The 20968-nt window shown below is 51.2% G+C and carries 20 protein-coding genes; 14 read left to right on the top strand and 6 right to left on the bottom strand.

Annotated features, from left to right (window positions below; genetic code table 11):
- The first annotated feature begins 153 nt into the window (after positions 1 to 153).
- From DXH47_RS04835 to DXH47_RS04795, 9 genes are all read left to right on the top strand, one after another.
- Positions 154 to 1173, top strand: coding sequence for an aldose epimerase family protein (locus tag DXH47_RS04835; protein ID WP_129032090.1), 1020 nt, complete (start codon positions 154 to 156; stop codon positions 1171 to 1173).
- Positions 1174 to 1250: 77 nt separating this feature from the next.
- On the top strand, positions 1251 to 2984 hold the full coding sequence (locus tag DXH47_RS04830) for a phospho-sugar mutase (protein WP_129032087.1): 1734 nt from the start codon (positions 1251 to 1253) through the stop codon (positions 2982 to 2984).
- Positions 2985 to 3065: 81 nt separating this feature from the next.
- On the top strand, positions 3066 to 3305 hold the full coding sequence (locus DXH47_RS04825) for a hypothetical protein (protein WP_129032085.1): 240 nt from the start codon (positions 3066 to 3068) through the stop codon (positions 3303 to 3305).
- Between the two features lie 367 nt (positions 3306 to 3672).
- Positions 3673 to 3918, top strand: a complete 246-nt coding sequence (locus DXH47_RS04820) for a hypothetical protein (protein ID WP_129032083.1) — start codon at positions 3673 to 3675, stop codon at positions 3916 to 3918.
- A gap of 35 nt (positions 3919 to 3953) precedes the next feature.
- Positions 3954 to 5387 carry a glycoside-pentoside-hexuronide (GPH):cation symporter gene (locus tag DXH47_RS04815; protein ID WP_129032081.1) on the top strand — a complete coding sequence of 478 codons (1434 nt, stop codon included), beginning with the start codon at positions 3954 to 3956 and terminating at the stop codon, positions 5385 to 5387.
- Between the two features lie 150 nt (positions 5388 to 5537).
- On the top strand, positions 5538 to 6707 hold the full coding sequence (locus tag DXH47_RS04810) for a galactokinase (RefSeq protein WP_129032079.1): 1170 nt from the start codon (positions 5538 to 5540) through the stop codon (positions 6705 to 6707).
- Positions 6708 to 6754: 47 nt separating this feature from the next.
- Positions 6755 to 7759 carry a UDP-glucose 4-epimerase GalE gene (galE, locus tag DXH47_RS04805; RefSeq protein ID WP_129032077.1) on the top strand — a complete coding sequence of 335 codons (1005 nt, stop codon included), beginning with the start codon at positions 6755 to 6757 and terminating at the stop codon, positions 7757 to 7759.
- Complete coding sequence (locus DXH47_RS04800; protein WP_129032075.1) at positions 7759 to 9222, top strand: UDP-glucose--hexose-1-phosphate uridylyltransferase; 1464 nt, start codon at positions 7759 to 7761, stop codon at positions 9220 to 9222. The genes galE and DXH47_RS04800 overlap by 1 nt, the downstream gene beginning before the upstream one ends.
- Positions 9223 to 9254: 32 nt before the next feature.
- Positions 9255 to 10262, top strand: a complete 1008-nt coding sequence (locus tag DXH47_RS04795; protein ID WP_129032073.1) for a LacI family DNA-binding transcriptional regulator — start codon at positions 9255 to 9257, stop codon at positions 10260 to 10262.
- 93 nt (positions 10263 to 10355) lie between these two features.
- Here the strand turns inward: DXH47_RS04795 and DXH47_RS04790 are convergent, their stop codons facing one another.
- The 3 genes from DXH47_RS04790 to DXH47_RS04780 all read right to left on the bottom strand — a co-directional run bounded on the left by DXH47_RS04790 (position 10356) and on the right by DXH47_RS04780 (position 14205).
- Complete coding sequence (locus DXH47_RS04790) at positions 10356 to 12308, bottom strand: M13 family metallopeptidase (protein ID WP_129032071.1); 1953 nt, start codon at positions 12306 to 12308, stop codon at positions 10356 to 10358.
- A 201-nt stretch (positions 12309 to 12509) separates the two neighbouring features.
- Positions 12510 to 13007, bottom strand: coding sequence for a MarR family transcriptional regulator (locus DXH47_RS04785; RefSeq protein ID WP_129032069.1), 498 nt, complete (start codon positions 13005 to 13007; stop codon positions 12510 to 12512).
- 316 nt (positions 13008 to 13323) lie between these two features.
- Positions 13324 to 14205: a hypothetical protein gene (locus DXH47_RS04780; protein ID WP_129032067.1), complete on the bottom strand. Its 882-nt coding sequence runs from the start codon at positions 14203 to 14205 to the stop codon at positions 13324 to 13326.
- Between the two features lie 214 nt (positions 14206 to 14419).
- On the opposite strand from DXH47_RS04780, the gene DXH47_RS04775 reads away from it, so the two are divergent.
- The gene (locus tag DXH47_RS04775) at positions 14420 to 14845 is read left to right on the top strand and encodes a universal stress protein (RefSeq protein ID WP_129032065.1); all 426 of its coding nucleotides are present in this window, start codon (positions 14420 to 14422) and stop codon (positions 14843 to 14845) included.
- A gap of 67 nt (positions 14846 to 14912) precedes the next feature.
- Here the strand turns inward: DXH47_RS04775 and DXH47_RS11970 are convergent, their stop codons facing one another.
- Complete coding sequence (locus DXH47_RS11970; RefSeq protein WP_263853898.1) at positions 14913 to 15038, bottom strand: hypothetical protein; 126 nt, start codon at positions 15036 to 15038, stop codon at positions 14913 to 14915.
- 220 nt (positions 15039 to 15258) lie between these two features.
- Here DXH47_RS11970 and DXH47_RS04770 point away from each other — a divergent pair, with 220 nt between their 5' ends.
- Positions 15259 to 16377: a YibE/F family protein gene (locus DXH47_RS04770; RefSeq protein WP_129032063.1), complete on the top strand. Its 1119-nt coding sequence runs from the start codon at positions 15259 to 15261 to the stop codon at positions 16375 to 16377.
- Complete coding sequence (locus DXH47_RS04765) at positions 16374 to 17153, top strand: YibE/F family protein (RefSeq protein WP_129032061.1); 780 nt, start codon at positions 16374 to 16376, stop codon at positions 17151 to 17153. Before DXH47_RS04770 ends, DXH47_RS04765 begins: the two co-directional genes overlap by 4 nt.
- Before the next feature lie 291 nt (positions 17154 to 17444).
- Here DXH47_RS04765 and DXH47_RS04760 read toward each other — a convergent pair whose 3' ends face one another.
- The gene (locus DXH47_RS04760; RefSeq protein WP_225423498.1) at positions 17445 to 18341 is read right to left on the bottom strand and encodes a peptidoglycan recognition protein family protein; all 897 of its coding nucleotides are present in this window, start codon (positions 18339 to 18341) and stop codon (positions 17445 to 17447) included.
- A gap of 426 nt (positions 18342 to 18767) precedes the next feature.
- Entirely contained in the window at positions 18768 to 19280 is a 513-nt protein-coding gene (locus DXH47_RS04755) for a Fur family transcriptional regulator (protein WP_129032059.1), read from the bottom strand.
- A gap of 274 nt (positions 19281 to 19554) precedes the next feature.
- Here DXH47_RS04755 and DXH47_RS04750 point away from each other — a divergent pair, with 274 nt between their 5' ends.
- Positions 19555 to 20241, top strand: a complete 687-nt coding sequence (locus tag DXH47_RS04750; protein WP_129032057.1) for a VIT1/CCC1 transporter family protein — start codon at positions 19555 to 19557, stop codon at positions 20239 to 20241.
- Positions 20242 to 20256: 15 nt separating this feature from the next.
- Positions 20257 to 20964: a VIT1/CCC1 transporter family protein gene (locus DXH47_RS04745; RefSeq protein WP_129032055.1), complete on the top strand. Its 708-nt coding sequence runs from the start codon at positions 20257 to 20259 to the stop codon at positions 20962 to 20964.
- The last annotated feature ends 4 nt before the right edge of the window (positions 20965 to 20968 follow it).

Genomic DNA, 20968 nt, shown 5'->3' with positions numbered 1-20968 from the left:
TGACGTTAATCGTGATTTTAAGCGGTTTTTTAAGGGCTGAAGTAGCCGTCGTGGGGTGGTAAAATTTTACTAAATCTCGGAAAACGATGGTACTTAAAGGCTGATTATTATACAATGAAACCGGATTCTTAATCTTTTGGAGGTGCCTGTTTTATGCAAATTACGCAAGAAGTTGCTGGCGAACTTCACCAACAAAAAGTCACGAAGTATATTTTGACCAACCAACACGGGACGAGAGCCGCGATTCTCACCTGGGCGGCAACGCTTCAAGAATTTAGTGCCCTGGAAGACGGTCGGCGGCAACAGCTAGCCGTTCACCAGGATGACCTGGCGGCTTACGACGACAATACGTATTGCCTCTGCCAGGCCCTGGGCCGAGTGGCTGGGCGAATCAAGAACGCTGAGTTTGAACTGAACGGGGTGACGTCCCACATTGACGCCAACGAGGCGCCGAACGCAATTCACGGTGGCCCGCATGGGTTTCTGTTCATCAATTGGGATGCCACGACGACCCAAACCGACAACGCGGCCAGCGTGGTTTTGACGCATACGTCCAAGACGACCGACGACCGTTACCCCGGCAATCTGACCACGACGATTACCTATACATTAGATGAAAATGATCGGTTGACCGTGACCTTCACCGGGAAGAGTGACGCGACGACTTTGTTTAACCCGACGATTCACGCCTACTTCAACGTGACGGACGACCAGCACGATTTAGACCATCAGTGGTTGAAATTGAACGCCGACAAGCACTTGATCTTAGACGACCAGAAGATTCCGACCGGCGAAAAAGCGGCCGTGGCCGGCACTGGATACGATTTTCGAGAAGCACGAACCATCAAGGATGGTTTGGCCCAATTGGCAAAGAACGGGGGCGTCGAATACGATGATGCCTTTGAAGTCAAGCCCGGAGACAATCCTATTGCCACGGTCGGTGATACCACGGGGCACCGGGAAGTTCGCATTTATTCGGACCGAAACGGCGTCGTGGTCTTCACGGCGAACGCCACAGATCCCGACCGAGCCGCTAAGCGCGATTACAACGCCTTAGCGTTGGAAGCCCAGAACTTACCTGATGCCATTCACCACGAGGATTTCGGGGACATCATTTTGCCGGCTAATCAGTCAATCACCCATACGATTGCCTACCAGTATGTTCGCAAGTAAGGGCGTTTGTTCGCGGGTCTTGAAACGAGTACGATAATATTGGGTTAAAAAGTTACCAGCAGAAGGAGAGATTTGAATTGAGTTGGCAAGAAAACTATGCCGTTTGGCAAAAACAACCGACGATGTTGCCTACCGTGCGCCAAGAACTGGACGCCATGGCGGGAGACAATCAGGCCTTAGAGGCCGCATTCAGTGGCCCGATGAGTTTTGGGACCGCCGGGATGCGGGGCGTCATGGGCCCCGGTATCGGGCAAATGAACGTCTACACGGTGCGGCAAGCCACCGAGGGGGTCGCCCGCTACTTAGATACCCTCGATACGGCGACGAAACGCCGGGGAGTCGCCATCAGCTTTGATTCACGGTACCACTCGACGGAGTTTGCTCACGAAGCGGCGAAGGTCTTAGGCGCCCATCAGATTCCGAGTTTCGTGTTTGATGACTTACGACCGACGCCGGAACTGTCCTTTGCCGTGCGCTACCTGCATACCGCCATGGGCATCATGATTACGGCCAGTCACAACCCGAAGCAATACAATGGGTATAAGATCTATGGTCCCGATGGTGGGCAGATGCCCCCGAAGGCCTCAGATATGATTACCAAGTTCGTCCGGTCGGCCAGTGATGTCTTCGCGATTCAGACTGCCGATGAACAGGCGTTGCGCCAAGCCAACGTGATGCACATGATTGGCGAAGACGTCGACCAACCTTACTTACAAAACGTGGCCAGCGTGTCGATCAACCATCAGTTGATTGACCAAGTTGGTAAGACCATGAAGTTGATTTATACGCCACTTCACGGGACGGGGAAGGTCATTGGTGAACGGGCCCTGCGCAAGGCGGGGTTTGAAAACTTCACTATGGTCCCGCAACAGGCGATTGCCGACCCCGAATTTCCAACGGTTGACTTCCCGAACCCTGAATTCCCGGAAGCCTTTGACATGGCGATTGCTTTAGGCAAGAAACAGGGGGCCGATTTGTTAGTGGCCACCGATCCTGACGCCGACCGGTTAGGGGCTGCGGTACGCCAACCTGACGGCGAGTACCAATTATTAAGCGGGAACCAGATTGCGTCGATTCTGTTGGCTTACATTCTGAAAGCCCGGAAAGCGGCAGGGAACCTGCCCGCTAACGGCCGAGTGGTCAAATCAATCGTGTCGACCGAGCTCGCCACCAAGATTGCGGCGGCTTACGGGGTGGAAACGACCAACGTTTTGACCGGCTTCAAGTTTATCGCCGAACAGATTCACCAGTACGAAACGACGCATGACCACACCTTCCTGTTTGGGTTTGAAGAGAGCTACGGTTACTTGATCAAACCGTTCGTCAGGGATAAGGATGCCATTCAATCGACGGTCTTATTGGCCGAAGTGGCGGCGGATTATAAACAACGGGGGATGACCCTCTACGACGGTATCGAAGAGCTTTACGCAACCTACGGCTACTACGCCGAAAAAACCACCTTTGAAGAGTTCCAGGGTGTCGATGGTGCCGCGCAACGGGCCAAGTTGATGAATGAATTCCGGGAAAATACACCGCATGATTTTGCGGGAGAAACAATCACAGCCGTTGAAGACTTCCAGACGAGCACGAAGACGACCGCCACTGGCCAGACCACTGCCATCGACTTACCACAGTCCAACGTTTTGAAGTACTGGTTGACCGATGGGACCTGGATTTGCATCCGGCCATCCGGGACCGAGCCAAAGGTCAAGTTCTATATCGGGACCAGTGACCAGACGGCCGCTGCGGCGCAAAAGCGGTTGGCAAGCTACGAACAAGCGCTGAAGACTTACGTGGCTTCGATCAGCTAAAAGGCTCTCAGTTGAATGTTGTGTCGGTACTGTGTTAGCGGCCGGGGATGGTCGCTGACTAGATGGGAAGGAGTTTTGACCATGGCAAGAGACAAAATGACTTTAGATCCAGAAACGTTTGCGGCGGCGGTTTTAGGTGGCAACGCCCAAAAACCCGGAGAAGAAAATAAACGGTATATTAAGCGCCAACTGACGCTGTATCTAGAGGCGACCTTGCTAGCCCAAGACTTTAATCATTTGGAAGTGAGTCGCTTTAGCGCGGCGAAGGCCCAACAACGTGAAGATATCCTTAAAAAACTGATGGAACATCGTTATAATTAGCGCCGTTAGCCACGGGTTCTCAGGCTGAGCGTAACTAATGGTCCTTGTTGTAATCATCGTAATGAATTAAAGAAGCGCATGCCTTGAAATGAAGCATTTATTTTAGGGGATGCGCTTTACTATTTCGGCTACGCCCAGTTTACTGGCTGGCGGCGGTCGTTAGGTACGAGATTTACTAAATTTTTACTTTGAAAAGACAACCGGTTGCAATTACGTAAGACCGTTGATACACCTGGATTTAAGTATAATTGTGCACAAGGATTAGGGTTGTAATTTTTAACTAAAACCCCTAAACTAAAACCGTAAAGCGCTTACATCTAAGTTGACTTTGGTCACGAGTTTATCTGCAGAAAAGAGGGATCTAGAAATGGCAAACAGCGATAAGATTAAGCTCAATCCAGAGACGTTTGCGGCGGCTGTTTTGGGTGGTAACGCGCAACGGCCTGATGAAGAAAACAAGATCTATATCAAGCGTCAATTGACGTTATACTTAGAGGCCACGTTATTGGCCCAGGATTTCAATAGTTTGGAGGAAAGCCGGTTTACCATGGCTAAAGCGCAACAGCGCGAGGCTATCTTAAGCAAGTTAGTTGAGCACTGTTATCATGGTTAGCCTTAACATAGCAAGAAGAAAGGTGTTGTAGAACCGTGAATTTATTTAAACAGTACGCGTCATACGCGTTTGGGGCGTTCGGGCACGATGCGTTTTATGCCACGCTGAGTACCTACTTCCCTATTTTCGTTACCAGTGTCTTATTCACTGGCCACGCCAATTCCGCTAAAATGATTGGGACGGTCAGTGCGATGCTGGTCATCATTCGGTTGATTGAAATTGCCTTTGACCCCATGATTGGTGGGGTCGTGGATAATACCCGGACCCGTTGGGGGAAATTCAAGCCCTGGTTATTCTGTGGTGGGTTGATTAGTGCCGTTGCGTTGATGCTGATCTTTACCAGCCTGGGTGGCTTGGCCGACAGCAACGATTTGGCTTACCTGATTGTCTTTGGCATCGTGTTTGTTATCTTGGATATTTTCTATTCGTTCAAAGATATTTCACTCTGGTCAATGTTGCCAGCGCTGAGTGTTGATTCTGCGACCCGGACGAAATTCGGGACCGTTGGCCGGTTTGGGTCCACTTTAGGGGCCCAAGGGGTCATCATCGTGGTCATGCCGTTAGTTTACTTCTTCAGTCAGAAGTTCTCCGGCGCCACGGGTCAAACGCAGACTCGAGCCGGTTGGTTCGGCTTTGCCACGGTCATCGCCATCGTGTCCTTCTTAGGGGCGTTAGCGATTACCTTAGGGACTAAGGAACAAAAGAACCTGTTACGGGAAAACACCAAGAAGACCCGGTTACGGGACGTCTTCAAGGCGATTGGGGAAAACGACCAGTTGATGTGGTTAGGTCTCTCCTACTTCATGTTTGCCTTTGGTTACGTTGTCACCAATTCCCTCTTGCTTTACTATTTCCGTTACGTTATTGGGAATGCGGGGGCCTACAGTATCGTTGGGGTCATCACCGCGATCTTAGGGGTCATTTCCGTTGTCCTCTTCCCATTCATGGTCAAGTTGCTCACTCGACAAGGGGTCTACATTGGCGGTATTGCCGTGATGGTGATTGGTTACATTATCTTCCTGTTCTCAGGAACTAACGTGACTTCCGTCCTTGTCGGGGTTGCCTTTTACTTCTTCCCGTACCCAATGGTCTTCTTGGCTGCGTTGATGACCATTACGGACAGTGTTGAGTATGGTCAATGGAAGAACGGCACGCGGAACGAATCCGTCACCTTGTCCGTTCGGCCATTGATTGATAAATTGGCCGGTGCGTTCGCCAACGGGGTCGTCATGTTAGCGGCTTTGCAATCCGGCATGACCGGGAACGCTAAGCCAAGTGATATTTCGGCTAGTGGCCTCTTACAATTTAAGATGTTCATCTTCTACATCCCAGTGATTTTGATTATCTTGGCCGCAATCATTTACTTCACGAAGATCAAGTTAACCGAGAAGGAACACGCTAAGATTGTTAAGGAACTCGAAACGAAGTTGAAAGCTGAAAAGGCCGCCGGTAAAAAGATCGGAGACTAATCAGTGAGCAGGGGGTCTCTGGTCAATGACCGAGACCTCTTTCTTGAAACATCTTTGAAAACGCTTTATTTTTGTTTGACACACGAACTTTTACTGGGTATAGTTAAACTATAGTAAAAGTTTACTAAAATTCTAAAGGAGTTAATCGTCATGGATTATGCCAGCCTTGCATCTGAATATAAAGAAACTTTTAATGCCACACCACAACGGGTCTTTTTCTCCCCGGGACGGATCAATTTGATCGGTGAATACACCGACTTCAACGGGGGGCACGTCTTCCCAGCCGCCATCAGTCTCGGAACTTACGGGGCCTTTAGTAAGCGCGATGACCGGACGGTGCGGATGTATTCTGCCAACCTGCCCAAGGCTGGCACCATCGAGTTTTCACTCGACGATTTGACCTACGACCCGGCCGATAACTGGACTAAGTATTTCAAAGGTCTACTCTTTGAACTTGCCAAGCAGGGCAAGACCATCGACCAAGGGTTTGACCTTTACGTTCACGGGAACTTGCCCGATAGTTCTGGTTTATCCTCTTCCGCTTCGGTGGAAATGTTGATGGCCCAGATTCTACTGGACGCTTACGACCAGCAGATCTCCCGGGTAGATTTGGTCAAGGCCGGGCAACAAGTCGAAAATGACTACTTGGGCTTGAACACCGGGATCATGGATCAATTCGCCATCTTCATGGGGAAAAAGGACCAAGCCATCCTACTGGACACCAACACGTTGAAGTACCAATACGCTCCGGTCAAGATGGACGGGTACGTGGTGGTTATCATGAACACCAAGAAGCGCCGGGAACTGACCGATTCGAAGTACAACGAACGGCGGTCTCAATGTGAAGAAGCCTTGAAGCGCCTGCAAACGAAGCTCGATATTCAAACTTTAGGTGATTTAAACAATGACCAATTTGACGAAAACAGTTATCTGATTAACGATGACGTGTTAATCAAGCGGGCGCGGCACGCGGTCGTCGAGAACCAACGGACGTTACGGGCCTTCGATGCGTTGCAAAAAAATGAGTTGACCACGTTTGGAAAGTTAGTCAACGCGTCCCACGTGTCATTACATTACGACTTTGCCGTGACCGGGAAAGAACTTGACACGTTAGTCGAAACGGCTTGGGCCCAACCAGGCGTCTTAGGTGCCCGGATGACCGGGGCCGGTTTCGGTGGCTGTGCGATTGCCATTGTGAAGGAAAGCAACGTGCAGGATTTCGAACAGGCTGTAGGGGACACTTACAACCAAAAGATTGGTCACCCGGCCGAATTCTACATCGCGCACTTAGCCGACGGGACTCACGAATTGACTAAATAAGGTTTAACGAGTTGAACGCACAAGATAGATTGAGGAGGAATTACGCAATGACAGTTTTAGTTTTAGGTGGTGCCGGTTATATCGGCTCCCACGCGGTTGATCGGTTGATTGAAAAGGGGTATGACGTGGCCGTCGTGGATAACTTGATCACGGGGCACCGCGCCGCCGTGAATCCCAAGGCCCGCTTTTATCAGGGCGATGTTCGCGACCAGGACTTTTTGAACAACGTTTTCGACCAGGAAGATATCGAAGGGGTCATGCACTTCGCGGCCTTTTCTATCGTACCTGAGTCGATGGAAAAGCCGTTGAAGTACTTTGACAACAATACGGCTGGCATGGTCTCACTGTTGGAAGTCATGAACAAGCATCACGTCAAGCGCATCGTCTTCTCCTCAACGGCCGCCACGTATGGTGAACCCAAGCAAATTCCGATTAAGGAAACCGACCCCCAGATTCCCACCAATCCTTACGGAGAAAGTAAGCTGATGATGGAAAAGATCATGCGGTGGTCCGACAAAGCGTACGGCATCAAGTTCGTGGCCTTACGGTACTTCAACGTCGCGGGCGCGAAGCCCGATGGTAGTATCGGGGAAGATCACCATCCGGAAACTCACTTAGTCCCCATCATTCTCCAAGTTGCGGCCGGCGAACGCAAAGAGCTGTCGATTTTCGGGGATGATTACCCGACTAAGGATGGCACCAACGTACGCGACTACGTGCAGGTGGTCGACTTGGCCGACGCCCACATCTTAGCGCTCGAATACCTAAAGGCGGGACACGACAGCGATGCCTTTAACCTGGGGTCTTCGACCGGCTTTTCCAACAAAGAGATGTTGGAAGCGGCCCGGAAGGTCACCGGCAAGGAGATTCCCGCCAAGATGGCACCGCGGCGGGCAGGCGACCCTAGCACCTTGATTGCGGCCAGCGATAAGGCTCGCAAAGTCTTGAACTGGCAACCGCAATACGACAACGTCGAAGACATTATCCGGACTGCTTGGAACTGGAAACAATCCCATCCCGAAGGTTACGCTGACCGGGGGGCGAACGCGTAATGGCTCAAACCACCTTACAACTATTCTTAGACGCTATCGTGGCGTCACCATCACCGTACACGGCCTTAGACCGCCAATACGTTGAAAACCGGATCTACGCGTTGATTGGCGACGGTGAGACGCAGGCTGCGGTGGCGGCCAATCCCATTGATTTGGTCACGGCTCTAATCAACACGGCCGTTGAGCATGGTAAGATTAACGACACGCCAAGTGAGCGTGAAATCTTAGAGGCCCAGTTGATGGATTTGATGACACCATTGCCATCCGCATTGAATCGCGGTTTCTGGGACCGGTATCAGGAAAGTCCGACTAAGGCGACCGACTGGTTCTACCAGTTGAGCAAGGCTAATGACTATATCAAGACGCGCAACATTGCGCGCAACGTGGTCTTCGATGCCGACACGGCGGCGGGCCCGTTGGAAATCACCATTAACCTGTCGAAGCCCGAAAAGGACCCGAAGGCCATTGCGGCCGCCCGGAACCAACCGAAAACGGGTTATCCGCTCGATCAATTGTGCATGACCAACGAAGGGTACCTGGGCCGCTTGGGTTATCCCGCCCGCAGCAATCACCGCATTGTGCGGTTGATGCTCGGTGGTGAAATCTGGGGCTTCCAGTATTCGCCGTACGCCTACTTCTCCGAACACGCCATCTTCTTGTCCCAGATTCACCGGCCGATGAAGGTCGACCAGCACGCCATCACGAACCTATTGGAGATTGTGCGGCAGTTCCCGACTTACTTTGTCGGTAGTAATGCTGATTTGCCCATCGTAGGCGGTTCGATGCTCAGTCACGACCATTATCAGGGGGGCAAACACACCTTCCCGATGATGAAGGCGCCGTTAGACCGTGAATTTGATTTGGACGTTCCCGGCGTTACGGCCGGCGTTGTTCAGTGGCCAATGACCGATTTACGATTACGCGGGGCCCATCCTGAAGAGCTAGTGACGGCGGCGGTCAAAATCATGGCGAGTTGGAAAATCTATTCCGATGAAAGCGTGGATGTGCGGGCCTACACCGATGACACGCGGCATCACACGGTCACGCCAATTGCGTACCGGGATGGTGACGACTACGTGTTGGACCTGGTCTTACGGGACAACCAAACGTCCGCGAAGTATCCGGATGGCATCTTCCACCCGCATCAGGACGTACAACATATCAAGAAAGAAAACATTGGTCTGATCGAGGTCATGGGCCGAGCTATTTTACCGGCCCGGTTGAAGACCGAGATGGCTGAAGTGCAGAAGTACTTGGTTGGGCAACCAAACCAGATTGCCGACATGCATCGGGCTTGGGCCGACACGATTAAGCAAGATAACGACGTAACGACCGCCAACGTGCAACAAATCGTCCACCAAGAAATTGGTAAGACGTTCGCGCGGGTCCTGGCTGATGCCGGGGTCTTCAAACGAAACGCGACCGGCCAAGCGGCGTTGGACCGATTCTTGGCCCAACTATAAGCTATTAATCCGGCATAAGGGAGGCGAGAACGATGGCAGCAACGTTAAAGGATATTGCCCAGACGGTCGGGGTCTCACTGGCGACGGTTTCGCGGGTCTTAAATTACGACCGGACGTTATCCGTCAGTGACCAGACCAGAAAGCAAATTTTCGAAGTCGCGGAGAACCTCAATTACGCGAAGTTGAAGCGGCGAACGGCCGTAACGGGTAAGCCACTAAAAATTGCCGTCGTTCAATGGTACTCTAAGGCTAAGGAACTTGATGACCTGTATTATATGTCGATTCGTCTCGGGTTAGAAAAGCGTAGTGAACAGCGGCATTTGCTCACGATGCGGACGTTCAAAAATGATTTGACCAAGATTGATACGGACGTCGATGGCATCATCGCAATCGGGAAGTTTAGTCCGCAACAGGTCACCGCGCTCGCCAGCTTGACGCCCAACCTGGTCTTCGTGGACCAGGATCAGCTAGAGCGGGGGTACGACAGCGTAGTCACTGATTTTGATATTGCTGTCCAACAGGTGGTCGACCACTTTACCCAGCACGGGCAGACCCGAATCGGCTTGCTGCACGGCACGGAATGGTCAACTGACCATCAATGTCGATTAATCGACCCACGATATCAGGTCTTTAAACGCTTGCTACAGGCGCAAGGGACCTATGACGACCACTTGGTCTTTGCAGGCAATTACACCAACGATTCGGGGTATCAGCAGATGAAACGAGCGATTGCGATGTTAGGTGACCAGTTACCACCGGCGTTCTTTGTGACGAATGATCCGATGGCAGCGGTGGCCTTGAAAGCCTTGCGTGAAGCGCAAGTCGCGGTCCCGCAACGGGTCAGCGTGATTGGGTTTAACGATACCACGATTGCCCGTTACGTTTTCCCCGAATTAAGCAGCGTGCACGTCAATACCGAACTGATGGGGACCACCGCCGTGGATATGATTGAAAATCGAATCCGGACGGGACGACACACGCCCCAGCGGGTGACCGTGGGAACACGGTTGGTTTTGCGGGAAAGTACCCGTTCAGATTAAGGCTAACAATTAAAAATAGGCGTTTCGGACAGTCTCGATTGAGGCTTGTCTGAAACGTCTATTTTAATGGTGCTAAGCTTTTTTTGGAATGGCTTACCAAATTTTGACCCGGTCGGCCGGCTTCAAGTACATCCCATCACCTGGTTGGACGTTGAAGGTGGTGTAGAAGTCATCGAGGTTCTTGACCTGGACGTCGGCCCGTAGTTTTGCTGGGGCGTGGACGTCGATCGACAACAGCAGCTGCATGTATTCGGTCGTTGCCTTCATCCGCCAAACATTGGCCCAGTTGATAAAGAAGGCCCGTAAGTCGACGTCGTCCGCTGATTTGGCAGCTTCTAGGGCACAGCTCAGGCCTCCAGCGTCGGCGATATTTTCGGAGACGGTCAGCTTCCCGTTGACCTTTTGACCCGCAAATTCGATACCGTCGAATTCCTTGATCATGGCCTGCGAGAGGTCCTTGAAGTGGGCCAAATCATCGGCGGTCCACCAGTTGTTCAGGTTCCCAAACTCGTCGAACTGTGATCCGTTGTTATCGAAGGCGTGGGAGATCTCGTGAGCCATGACCGCCCCGATGCCGCCATAATTGGTGCTACTGGATTGTTCGAGACTGTAGAACGGCTTTTGCAGGATAGCTGCGGGGAAGACGATTTCGTTGTTCGAAGGAGAATAGTAGGCGTTGACCGTGTTGGCACTCATGTCCCACTTGTCACGGTCGACGGGGTGACCCCAGTGACCGAAGTGTTCTTCAAGCGCGATTTCGTCGAAAGCCTGTGCGTTTTCGAAGAGTGTCTTAGTGGTATCGACTTTGAACTTAGCGAAGAGCGGGTCGATCTTATCCGGATAGCCAACCTTGATAGTCAGTTTTTGGAGTTTGACGATGGCCTTTTGCCGGGTCGCACTGCTCAACCAGTCGTTGGTCTTCAAGCGGTTTTGGTAGACCCCAGCCATCTTGACCACCATCTTACGGACGTCAGCCTTAGCAGTTTCACCGAAGTACTTGCGACCGTAATAGTCGCCGACGACTTGACTGAAGTAGCCACTAGCTAAGTAGTAGGCCGCCTTCTTCGGCGAACGGGCTTGCTTTTGTCCGGACAAGGCCCGGCTATAAGTCCCGCCGACTTGACTGAAGTCCTCACTTAGCGTGGCACTGGCAAATAGCACGGTCTTAACCAGCATCCAGCTCTTAACTAACGTGAAGTTGGCTGGCGTCAACAAGTCGCTTAAAGCGTCAAAGTAGGTCGGTTGCGGCAAGATGACCTGGTCGGGGGTGTCATGTAAGAGTTCGGTGATGGTAGCCGTCAAATCAAGGGCATCGGTCTTAGCCGCTACGGTCGCTAACGGGAAGGGGTTGTAATCCTTGACGTAGTCGGCTGCTTCCTCGGACGACTTCACGTGTGGTGCAATCAAGGCATCGAATTGCTTGGTCTGGTCAACTAAGCGTTGGGCGTCGTCAGCCGAGTACCCCACCATGGTCAGGAGCTTCGTCGCCATCTGCGTGTAAATCGGCAATAATTGCTTGGCTGCCGGATTGTCCTTAGCGTAGTAGGTCTTATCGGGCAAAATCAAGTTCGGTGCGTCGACGTACAGCGCGTAGTTGCTGGTATCTTTCATGTCCGGTTCGACCACCAACGTGACTGGTGTTGGGATACCTTGTCGATAGAACTTAGGCAGCTTGGCGTTTAAATCAGCGAAGCTGTGAAGGGCTTCGATTGAGGCCAAAAACGGCTTTAAGGGTGTAGCTTGCGCTTTATCGCGGGCGGCCGTGTCCAAGGCTAACGCGTAAAACTTCTTGAATTCGGCCATTTCTGAATTGGCTGGTGTCAATTTGCCAGCCAAGAGGTCATCGAAATCGGTCATCAAGGTGTGTTCGATGTTGTCGACCAGATCCATGAAGCCCCCAGTCGAAGAGTGGTCGGCGGGGATGGTGGCTTGCTTGGCCCATTGCCCGTTGACGGCGTCGTAGAGGTCCTGGTTCAATTGCGATTCGTCAATGGGAAAAGTCGTGGCACTACCGGGATTGCCGGCAGCAAAATGAGTGTTGTGCATACGAAAGTCCTCCTTAAAAAATAATATCATTAATCATAGGGTAACCCACTTAGGCTGGAAAGGGAACTGTTTTATCATCAAAATCTCATAATAGGGGGAGTTCGGTTGGCCGGTGAGCACGAAAAAGGTGGGGGACCAAGGTGGCTGGCGGACTAAAGCCCGGCTCTTCTTGGTCTCCCACCTTTTAGCCGCCAAGCGGGATTACTCCTCGGCTTGATGGCGCACCCGAACCACTGGCCGGTGGAACTTTGGCCGGTTCCGGTTCCAAAGTGCGACGTTGGCTTGGTAGTGAGTGAAGAAATCGGTGATAGCTTCCGGATCCAAATCGGAAGGTAGTTCGTTCCAAGTATGGGCGCTTTGCAAAAAGACTTGGTGGATATCGTCTTCGACCCGGGTGCCCTTTGGGGTCAACCGCAGGTACTTCACACGCCGGTCGTCCATCTTAGCTTCTTGTTCCACGTAACCATCGAGTAAGAGGGCCCGCAGTTTCCGGGCGGCCGCTGAACGGGTGGTTCGTGTATCGTCCGCCAGTTCACTCAAGGTGATGTTACGCTGTTCATGAATCTGTTTTAACAGTAGATATTGTTCGAAACTCAGTGAGTATTGCCCCGTAATCTGTTCGGCAGCGTTGATCAAGACGCAGAAGATTTCTCGATACTGTCGTAAGAATGTCTCAAATACTCTCTCCTCGCTTTGCATACTGACTCCCCCTAGTAGAAAAATGTTTTGGCCGGTTTAGGTGACTCCGAAACGACATGATGCCTCGTCGTCACTAGCACAGCTTACGGTCATTATGCGGCACTATCGACGGGGATGAAAATGATTACACTTTATTGCGGTGGGTTAAGAAAGCTCAGCTTTTTATCTAATTGGTCTTGGAAAGACCGTGTGGGGACGGGATTAGTTTGCCGAATCGTTTTGAGAGCAGACCGATGATGGGGCCGTTGACTGGTGGCATGAAAAAAACGTCCCCGACAGATTACCGGAGACGTTCAGATGGTGAGTAATTGAGAGCCTATTTGGTCATGTAGATGTAAAGATTATCGGTCGAAAAACCGGTGTTGAAGCGGATGCCGTTAGACCGAATGGTTTTGGTCTTAGTTGAGCTACTGTTGGCTTTGGCGTCCTTTAAGACCTGTTTGAACTTCTTCATCACGGTCTTGGGGTGGGCTTTTAAGGTCGTACCCAGCAAGGCAAAGGTGGTCCCAAATTGACGTTGCCCCACCTTGGTCTTCACCTTTTTAGTGGACGTGATCTGCGCGATGCCCATCAGCTTACCCTGTTGGACGTTGGCGCGTAATGTGACGCCGTTTGTCTTGACCAGGTTATGAATCCCATCCTTGGCCGTTGTCGGCAGCAACTCGTCTTTGGCGGCCTGTTTTTCTTTGGCCGTTTGTTGCTTGAGCTTTTTAGCTGCAGCCTGTTGTTTTTTAGCGGCAGCTGCGGCGGCAGTGGGGTTGCTTTGAGCTAATTTTTCTAGTTGACGCTTGGTCTTGGCCTGGTTCTTTTTGGCCGTTTGGAGTTGTTTTTGAACCTTGGTCGGCAGGTGACTGGCAATGACGAGTTGGTTATATTGGGTCGCGAGTTTGTGGTAGGTGCCTAAAGCCTGAGTTCCCTTGACCGTAATGGTCTTGTGGGCGCTACCACTGGAGACCTTAACGTCCTGGTCACTTGTCGCCGCGGGAACCTGGAAAAAGTAACTGCCGGCCTTGATGGGGGCGGTTTGTTTTGCGTGTCCCTTAACTTGGTAGGTCACCTGGTCACCCTTGGCCGTGCCTTTGACCACGGCGGTGAGGGCCGTGGGGTGATACGTTGTTTTGCTAGTGGTGAGTGAATTAGAGCACCCCGCGAGGACTAGGGCTAGGAGTCCAAGGGCACCCGTGAGTAGTTTTTTCATGGAGAATAACGCCATCCTTATCGTGTAAAGTCTTGCTACATCTTACCACAAGTCGCGCCGTTCCGGGGACTAAAAAGGTTAGGGCCACCAAGAACCAGGGGACTTGAGCGGGGGAAAAGTCAGATGGTTACTTCCATAATTTAACGTTTATTGGTATGATAAAGGTGTTGAAAGCGATGTCACCGACACCGGATTATGGAAAGGACGGGATAGCATGTATGATCGGATTTTGGTCCCGATGGATGGAAGTAAAAACGCCCACGCTGCACTGGTGGAGGCCATTAAATTAGCCCAGAAACTCGGCTCGAAACTGTTCATCGTTTCCGTCGCCAGTGACCAGACTTACGCCCATTACGGGGCGGAATTTGGTAGTGAAATCGTCACGCACTTTAAGGACGCAGCGACGAAGTTCCTGGATAGTGCGGTCCAGGAAGTCGAAGACGCCGGCGTTCCGGTCGAGACCAGTTTCAAAGTGGGGTTGCCAAAACCAACCATCGCCACGACTCTGCCTAAGGATTTAAACACCAGTCTGACGGTCATTGGCCGCTCAGGGGTCCACGGGTTAGGTCGGGCCATCATGGGGTCGACTACTGCTTACGTGGTCCGTAACGCCAAGACCAGCGTGTTAGTCGTCGATTAACTTGACGAAATTAAAGGATAGAAAAAGAGCCGGGACAACCGTCCCGGCTCTTTTTGGTCATTGGCGATTACTTGGTTTTGATTTCGCCCTTCAACCAACGTTGGAGGTCAGAAATTTCGCCTTGCCGCTTCCGGTCCTTTTTACGGTTAACCTTCCGCCGGCCTTGTACGCCATTTGGATGTGCTTTTCTCATGGTATAAACCCTCGCTTAATTAAAATAACAATCGGCTACTATTCTACTGGATTCCGCTTGAAATTGCAAGGCTTTCCCATAATTGAGGGGGGCCACTTCGATTTGGTTAAGTTTTACCAGGAGTTGCCGTGCTGTCAAAGTAAAGTGGTATATTGGACGTATGTGCAGTAAATTAACGGACTAATAACGGGACGGATAGTCTTTTTTGGAGGGGACAAGGTTGCAAGGATTCAATAAAAAACATCGGGTGACCTGGTGGGCCTGGTTACTGGTTCTTTTCATTGGCGGCCTTTTGGTTTGGGGGACCGCACACGATGCGCGGCTCTACCAGGATCCCATTTTGCAAGTTACGGCCGTGCAAAAACAACAGACCACTAAGGAAACGGACGATTTTCAAAACGTTGACCATCAGACCAAACAAAAACTGACGGGGCACTTGTTGAATACTAAACGCCGCGGGCAACGGGTGACGTTGACGAATACGTATTCGACTTCGGGAGCTATGGATCAACGCTACCATGTGGGGAGTCAACTCTTCGTGGTGGTGCACAGAAGTGGCCAGCAGCTCCACGCCATGGTCAAGGATAAGAAACGAGACACACCACTAGTCTTCATGCTGTGGCTAGTGGTCGGCTTACTGTTGCTGATGATGCAGACGAGTGGCTTGATGGCCTTCTTGAGTGTGGCGGCCAATGGCGTGCTGTTTTTCTTAGCCATTCTGTTGAATGGGTCGACGCAGGGCGCCCAAGTCCTCTGGATTTTCGGAAGTTTGGCCGTGGCGTTTGCGGCCGTAACACTGTGGCTGGTTTTGGGGTGGACCCGCCAGATGGTCATCACGTTAATGACGACGTTAGGTGGGACCCTGTGCTCGATTCTCGTGGCGTTGGTGGTCTTTCACCTGACCCACGAAAAGGGGATGTATTACGAATCGATGCAGTACGTCACGCAGTTACCACGCCCCTTGTTTATCGCGGAGACGCTGCTAGGGTCTTTGGGGGCGGTGATGGACGAATCGACCGACATCATCTCATCGCTCTACGCGTTGAAACGTGAACGGCCGCAGTTGACGCCTCGCCAGATTTTTCTTTCCGGCCGTCAGATTGGAAGCACCATCATGGGGCCGCTCATCAATGTCTTGTTCTTTATTTTTGTGGCTGATACTTTTCCCATGGCGTTGCTATACCTCAAAAATGGCAATAGCTGGGGCTACACCTTCTCGATGAACATGTCGATGGGAGTTGTTCAAAGCCTGATCAGTGGGATTGGCATCGTGTTGGCAGTGCCACTGGCCAGTTACTTGGCTAGTCGTTGGCTGCCGCAAGAGGAGGTGCACGCATGAGTACGATTACGGTCTTAGGATTGCTCTTATTGCTCCTGATGATTTTAGTGGGGGGCAAGGCGGGAGCCCAGGCGTTTTTTGCCTTGATTCTCAACTTCGGCTTGCTTTTCTTAGCCATCGTGCTGGTGGCCTTTCACTTCTCACCGTTGATCGTGACGCTGGTCGTGGGAGTTCTAGTTCTCGCGTTGACCATCTTCATGAGTAGTGGTGACGACTTGTCCAGTACGGTTGCCTTTCTGGCGTCAGTCGGCGTCTTAGTCGTGCTGGTCTTGCTGATTGTTCCGGTCGAACACTGGGCGCTGGTCCAGGGCTTTGGACCCGAAGACAGTGAAGATCTGGAAGGCCTTTCGGTACTGGTCGGCATCAGCTTCGTTCAAGTTACTATGGCCACGGCGATTCTCAGTACGCTGGGGGCGATTGCGGAGGCCGCGATGGCGATTTCTGCGGGGTTGAGTGAAATCCTCGAACAACACCCGCAGGTGACTATGAAGGCCCTGTTTGGCGATGGCATCACGGTGGGCAAGCAGATTATTGGGACCACCTTCAACACCTTGTTTTTCGGATTCTTTGGGGGCTTTTTGGCGTTGTTTATCTGGTTTACCGGCGTGAACTATTCCTTCGGCGAAATCTTGAACGATAAGATTTTTGTTGCGGAGGTCTTGATGGTTCTCTTTGCGATGTTCAGTGTCTTACTGACGGTGCCCATCACCACTTGGGTGATGACCCGGGCCATCGCATTACGGCGGAAACGGCCGCAAGATTCGACGGAAAGTTAACTCACTCATAAAATTAAAGGGACGGGCGCGAAGACAAGCCTTCGCGCCCGTTTTGCGTCGCTTTAGGGGATGATTACCAGCAGTCACCATCGCGAAGTGCCCCATTCTGGCGGGGGTGGGCATACTGTCTGGCAGATGGGTGTGGTATGCTGGTCCCGATAATTCGACAGCTAAAATATTACGACTATCGATAACTCGGTTGGTGAGGCATCGATTGCTAGCCTGATGGTAGCCTTTGGGGGATAGAAAAAGGACCCCGGAAAAATCCGGGGTCCTGAGTTGAATTCGAGTTTAGTTGCTAGCACTACTACTGCTGGTCGAAGCGCTACTGCTTGCAGTACTGCTACTGTCGGCGGAAGGCGTAATGGCCGCGTTAGTGGCACTAACCGTTTCGGTCGGCACGTTCTTGATACCCGTCAGGACCTTCGAGTAGACCCAGTAACGTTTGCTACTGTTCTTGGAAGGCTTGATCCGGTACCAGGTAGTCTTAGTCGACTTCTTCTTGGCCGTCATGTCGATATAGTAGGTCTTGCCCACTTGAGGCGAGATCTTCGACCACTTGAGGCGCTTGGCGTTTTTGTTGGCGCCCTTAACGTGGTTGTACAGGTAGTACTTCGAGTACTTGCTGCTGAGTTTGGCCTGCTTGTCGACGGACTTATAAGTTGCCGTGGTCAATTTAACGTGGCTCTTAGTGGTCAAGGACTTGTAGTACTTCTTGGTCAACTGGTAAAAGGCGGCCATGGTGTACTTTTGGCCGAAATACTTCTTACCGGCGCTAGCGTAGTAGCCGTCCGGATCGGTATGGCTCGAGCCCCCGAGGTGCTTAGCCACGGATTTATGAGACCAAACCGTTCCCTTACCATCGTAAGCGGCGTCGTTGGGCTTCAAGTTATACTGCTTCAATAACGAGGCAGTGTACCAAGCAGCGTTGTTGACCTCACGAGCGAAGGCGGATTTACTGTGGACTTCAATCTGTTCGAATTGAATGAACCGCGCGTTCCCCGGATAGCCAACGCCCCAGGCGAGGTAGTTAGTGTTGGCGATGTTGATGATGTGCGAAGCGTCCACGAAACTGTGCACAAAGGCATTATTATAGTTACGCTTCATATAAGAAATTTCGTTGTAGATAGTTGAGGACGGGTTGGCCGTTTCGTGGACCACGACGCCTTCTGGTTTCCCCCTTACCATGTCGGTATTTGTACTTTGGAAAGCCACTCCAGATGGATTTTGTGACCTTGGCTGGCTTGTAATTTTTACTGTTAATATAGTTGTTAACTTTTGAACTAGCGTTGGCCGTCGTAGTCGTCCCACCGAAGACACCGGCTAGACCGACCGTCGCCAGGACAGTCAAAAGCGCTGTATGCATTTTCACCCGAATCATCCCTCAAATCTGTAACCTATTGTTGGCAATCGTCCGTACAATTGCGTCGTCATTTTACACTTCATCCCTTACTATATCCGGAAAAGGAGTCTACGACAACTGCTATGACGGGGATTGACGCCAATATTACATGGTTAATATCACTAATAACGGGCTTTGTTTTGGGTGTTTGCAAATAGATTAAAACTCCACGACGACTGTAACCTAAATGTAATAATTCCTAAGTTGCGGTTTTATTGGGGGTCGACCATCTTTAAACGGTCACCTTGCGTCCACTCCTGACGAGTGGGATCGATATGCAACTTCTGTTGACATTCAGGGCATAAACCGTAGACTTCCACGTGGTTGCTGGTGACCAGGTAACCGGTCTTTTCACTGGCTTCGCGGTTGAGTTGCTGTTCCAATTGACCAAAGTCCGAGGTGAAGACGTCGGTGATTTTGCCACAATTTTCGCAGATAACATGATAGTGGGGTTGGCCGTAAAAATCGTAGCGCACCCCGCCGGCATCGTTTGGCAGCTCAATCACAATTCCCAGATCGACCAAGAGGTTTAAGGTGTTGTAGATGGTGGCCATGCTGAGGTTCGGTTGTTCAGCGGTCAAAGCCGTGTAAATCGTGTCGACTGCGGGGTGATTGTGGTGGGTCACCAGATACGTCAAGATGGTACGACGTTGCGGGGTGACCCGAATATGGTGCTCCTTCAAGGTTTTTAACGCCTGAGCGAGCAATTCATTGGGTTGGGCCATTGTGATTTCCTCCTTATAATTAGTCTTGTCTGACTCTATTAAACCACATTTTAGCAAGACTTCCAGTCTTCTGCTCAATTTAGAATAATTCGTACTTAATTTAAATTCTTGAGCGGGAGCGATTTACTTTCAGGGAATTCATGGTAAAATAGAACCGTTGCTAGGTAATAATAATTCTAATATAAATAAAATTTTAAGGGCACCAAACTTTTAAATTGGACTCGTGTTATGATGAAAGTACTGTGTCTAAAAGAATTGTAGGGGGTAGGCAGTAATGAAAGGAAAGAAGAAGCCAGCTACGTTAGCCCAACGGGTCAACGTCTTACGGGCTAGTGTCATGGGGGCTAATGATGGCATTTTATCCGTCGCCGGGATTGTCTTGGGGGTGGCTGGAGCGGCAACTAGTAGCTTTGCCATTTTCATTTCCGGGATTGCCGGTATGATTGCCGGGACCGTCTCGATGGCCATGGGGGAATACGTGTCGGTGAATACGCAAAAGGACGCCCAACGTAAAGCCATCGAAACGCAGACGGTGGCGCTGGATGACCAGTACACCGATGAGTTCGCGTTCGTTAAGAACAAGTACGTGGCGAGTGGCATTAAGCCCGAACTAGCGGAACAAGCGACCCACGAGATGATGACCAAAGACCCGTTGAAGACTACGGTGCGGGAACGCTTCGGGTTCAATGTCGGGGAGTACACCAATCCATTTTCCGCGGCCATCGCTTCAATGATCTCGTTTCCAACTGGGTCAATCTTGCCGCTGGTTTCCATCGGGTTATTGCCCAAGAATCTCCGGATTATCGGTACGTTCATCGCGGTGATCATCGCGTTGTCGATCACCGGGTACTTAGCGGCGGTGCTTGGCAACGCCAATCGCCGCAACGGTACGATTCGTAACGTGGTCGCCGGAGTCTTGACCATGTTAGTGACTTACGGTATCGGTCACTTATTTGCATAAAAGGGGCGTTAAATAATGGTAGCAAATGATTCAGTGCAAGTAAAAAAACAAAAAGAACACCAGACGATGGAAGAAAAACTGAATACCTTACGGGCTGGTGTCCTGGGGTCCAATGACGGAATCCTGACCGTCGTCGGGGTCCTGTTCAGTGTGGCAGCTGCCACGACCAATCAGTTCACCATCTTTATCGCGGGATTGTCGGATTTGATTGCCTGCGCTTTCTCGATGGCGTCGGGGGAGTACGCGTCCGTGAGCACCCAAAAGGACACGGAGCAGGCGGCCGTGGCCGAAGAAGCGAAATTATTAAAAAAAGACTATGCCGGTGAACAAGCGCTAGTGCAGAAATTCTACGAGCAACGCGGCGTCTCGTCCGCGACCGCATTAGCAATCGCTAAAGATCTGATGAGTAAAAATGCGCTGGAAACTTTAGTGGGAATTCGTTATGACATTAAATTAGGGCACTATATGAACCCATGGAACGCTGCATTTTCGTCCTTATTTTCTGCTTCGGCCGGTGGGGTCTTCCCATTGGTTGCCATGACGTTTTTGCCGGTGGCTTGGCAATGGCCGGGGACCATCACTGCGGTGATTCTATCGGTTGCATTGACCGGTTATTTGAGTGCAAAATTAGGGCATGGTCTGGTCAAAACGGCCATCATCCGCAACATCGTCGTCGGCATCATCACCATGTTCATTCACTACTACGTTGGCCAGCTCTTCTGAGAGG

The sequence above is a fragment of the Levilactobacillus suantsaii genome, assembly GCF_004115745.1.
Lineage (GTDB): Bacteria > Bacillota > Bacilli > Lactobacillales > Lactobacillaceae > Levilactobacillus > Levilactobacillus suantsaii.
Note: the sequence above shows the minus strand (reverse complement) of the source record. Positions and strands in the feature narration are given on the sequence as shown.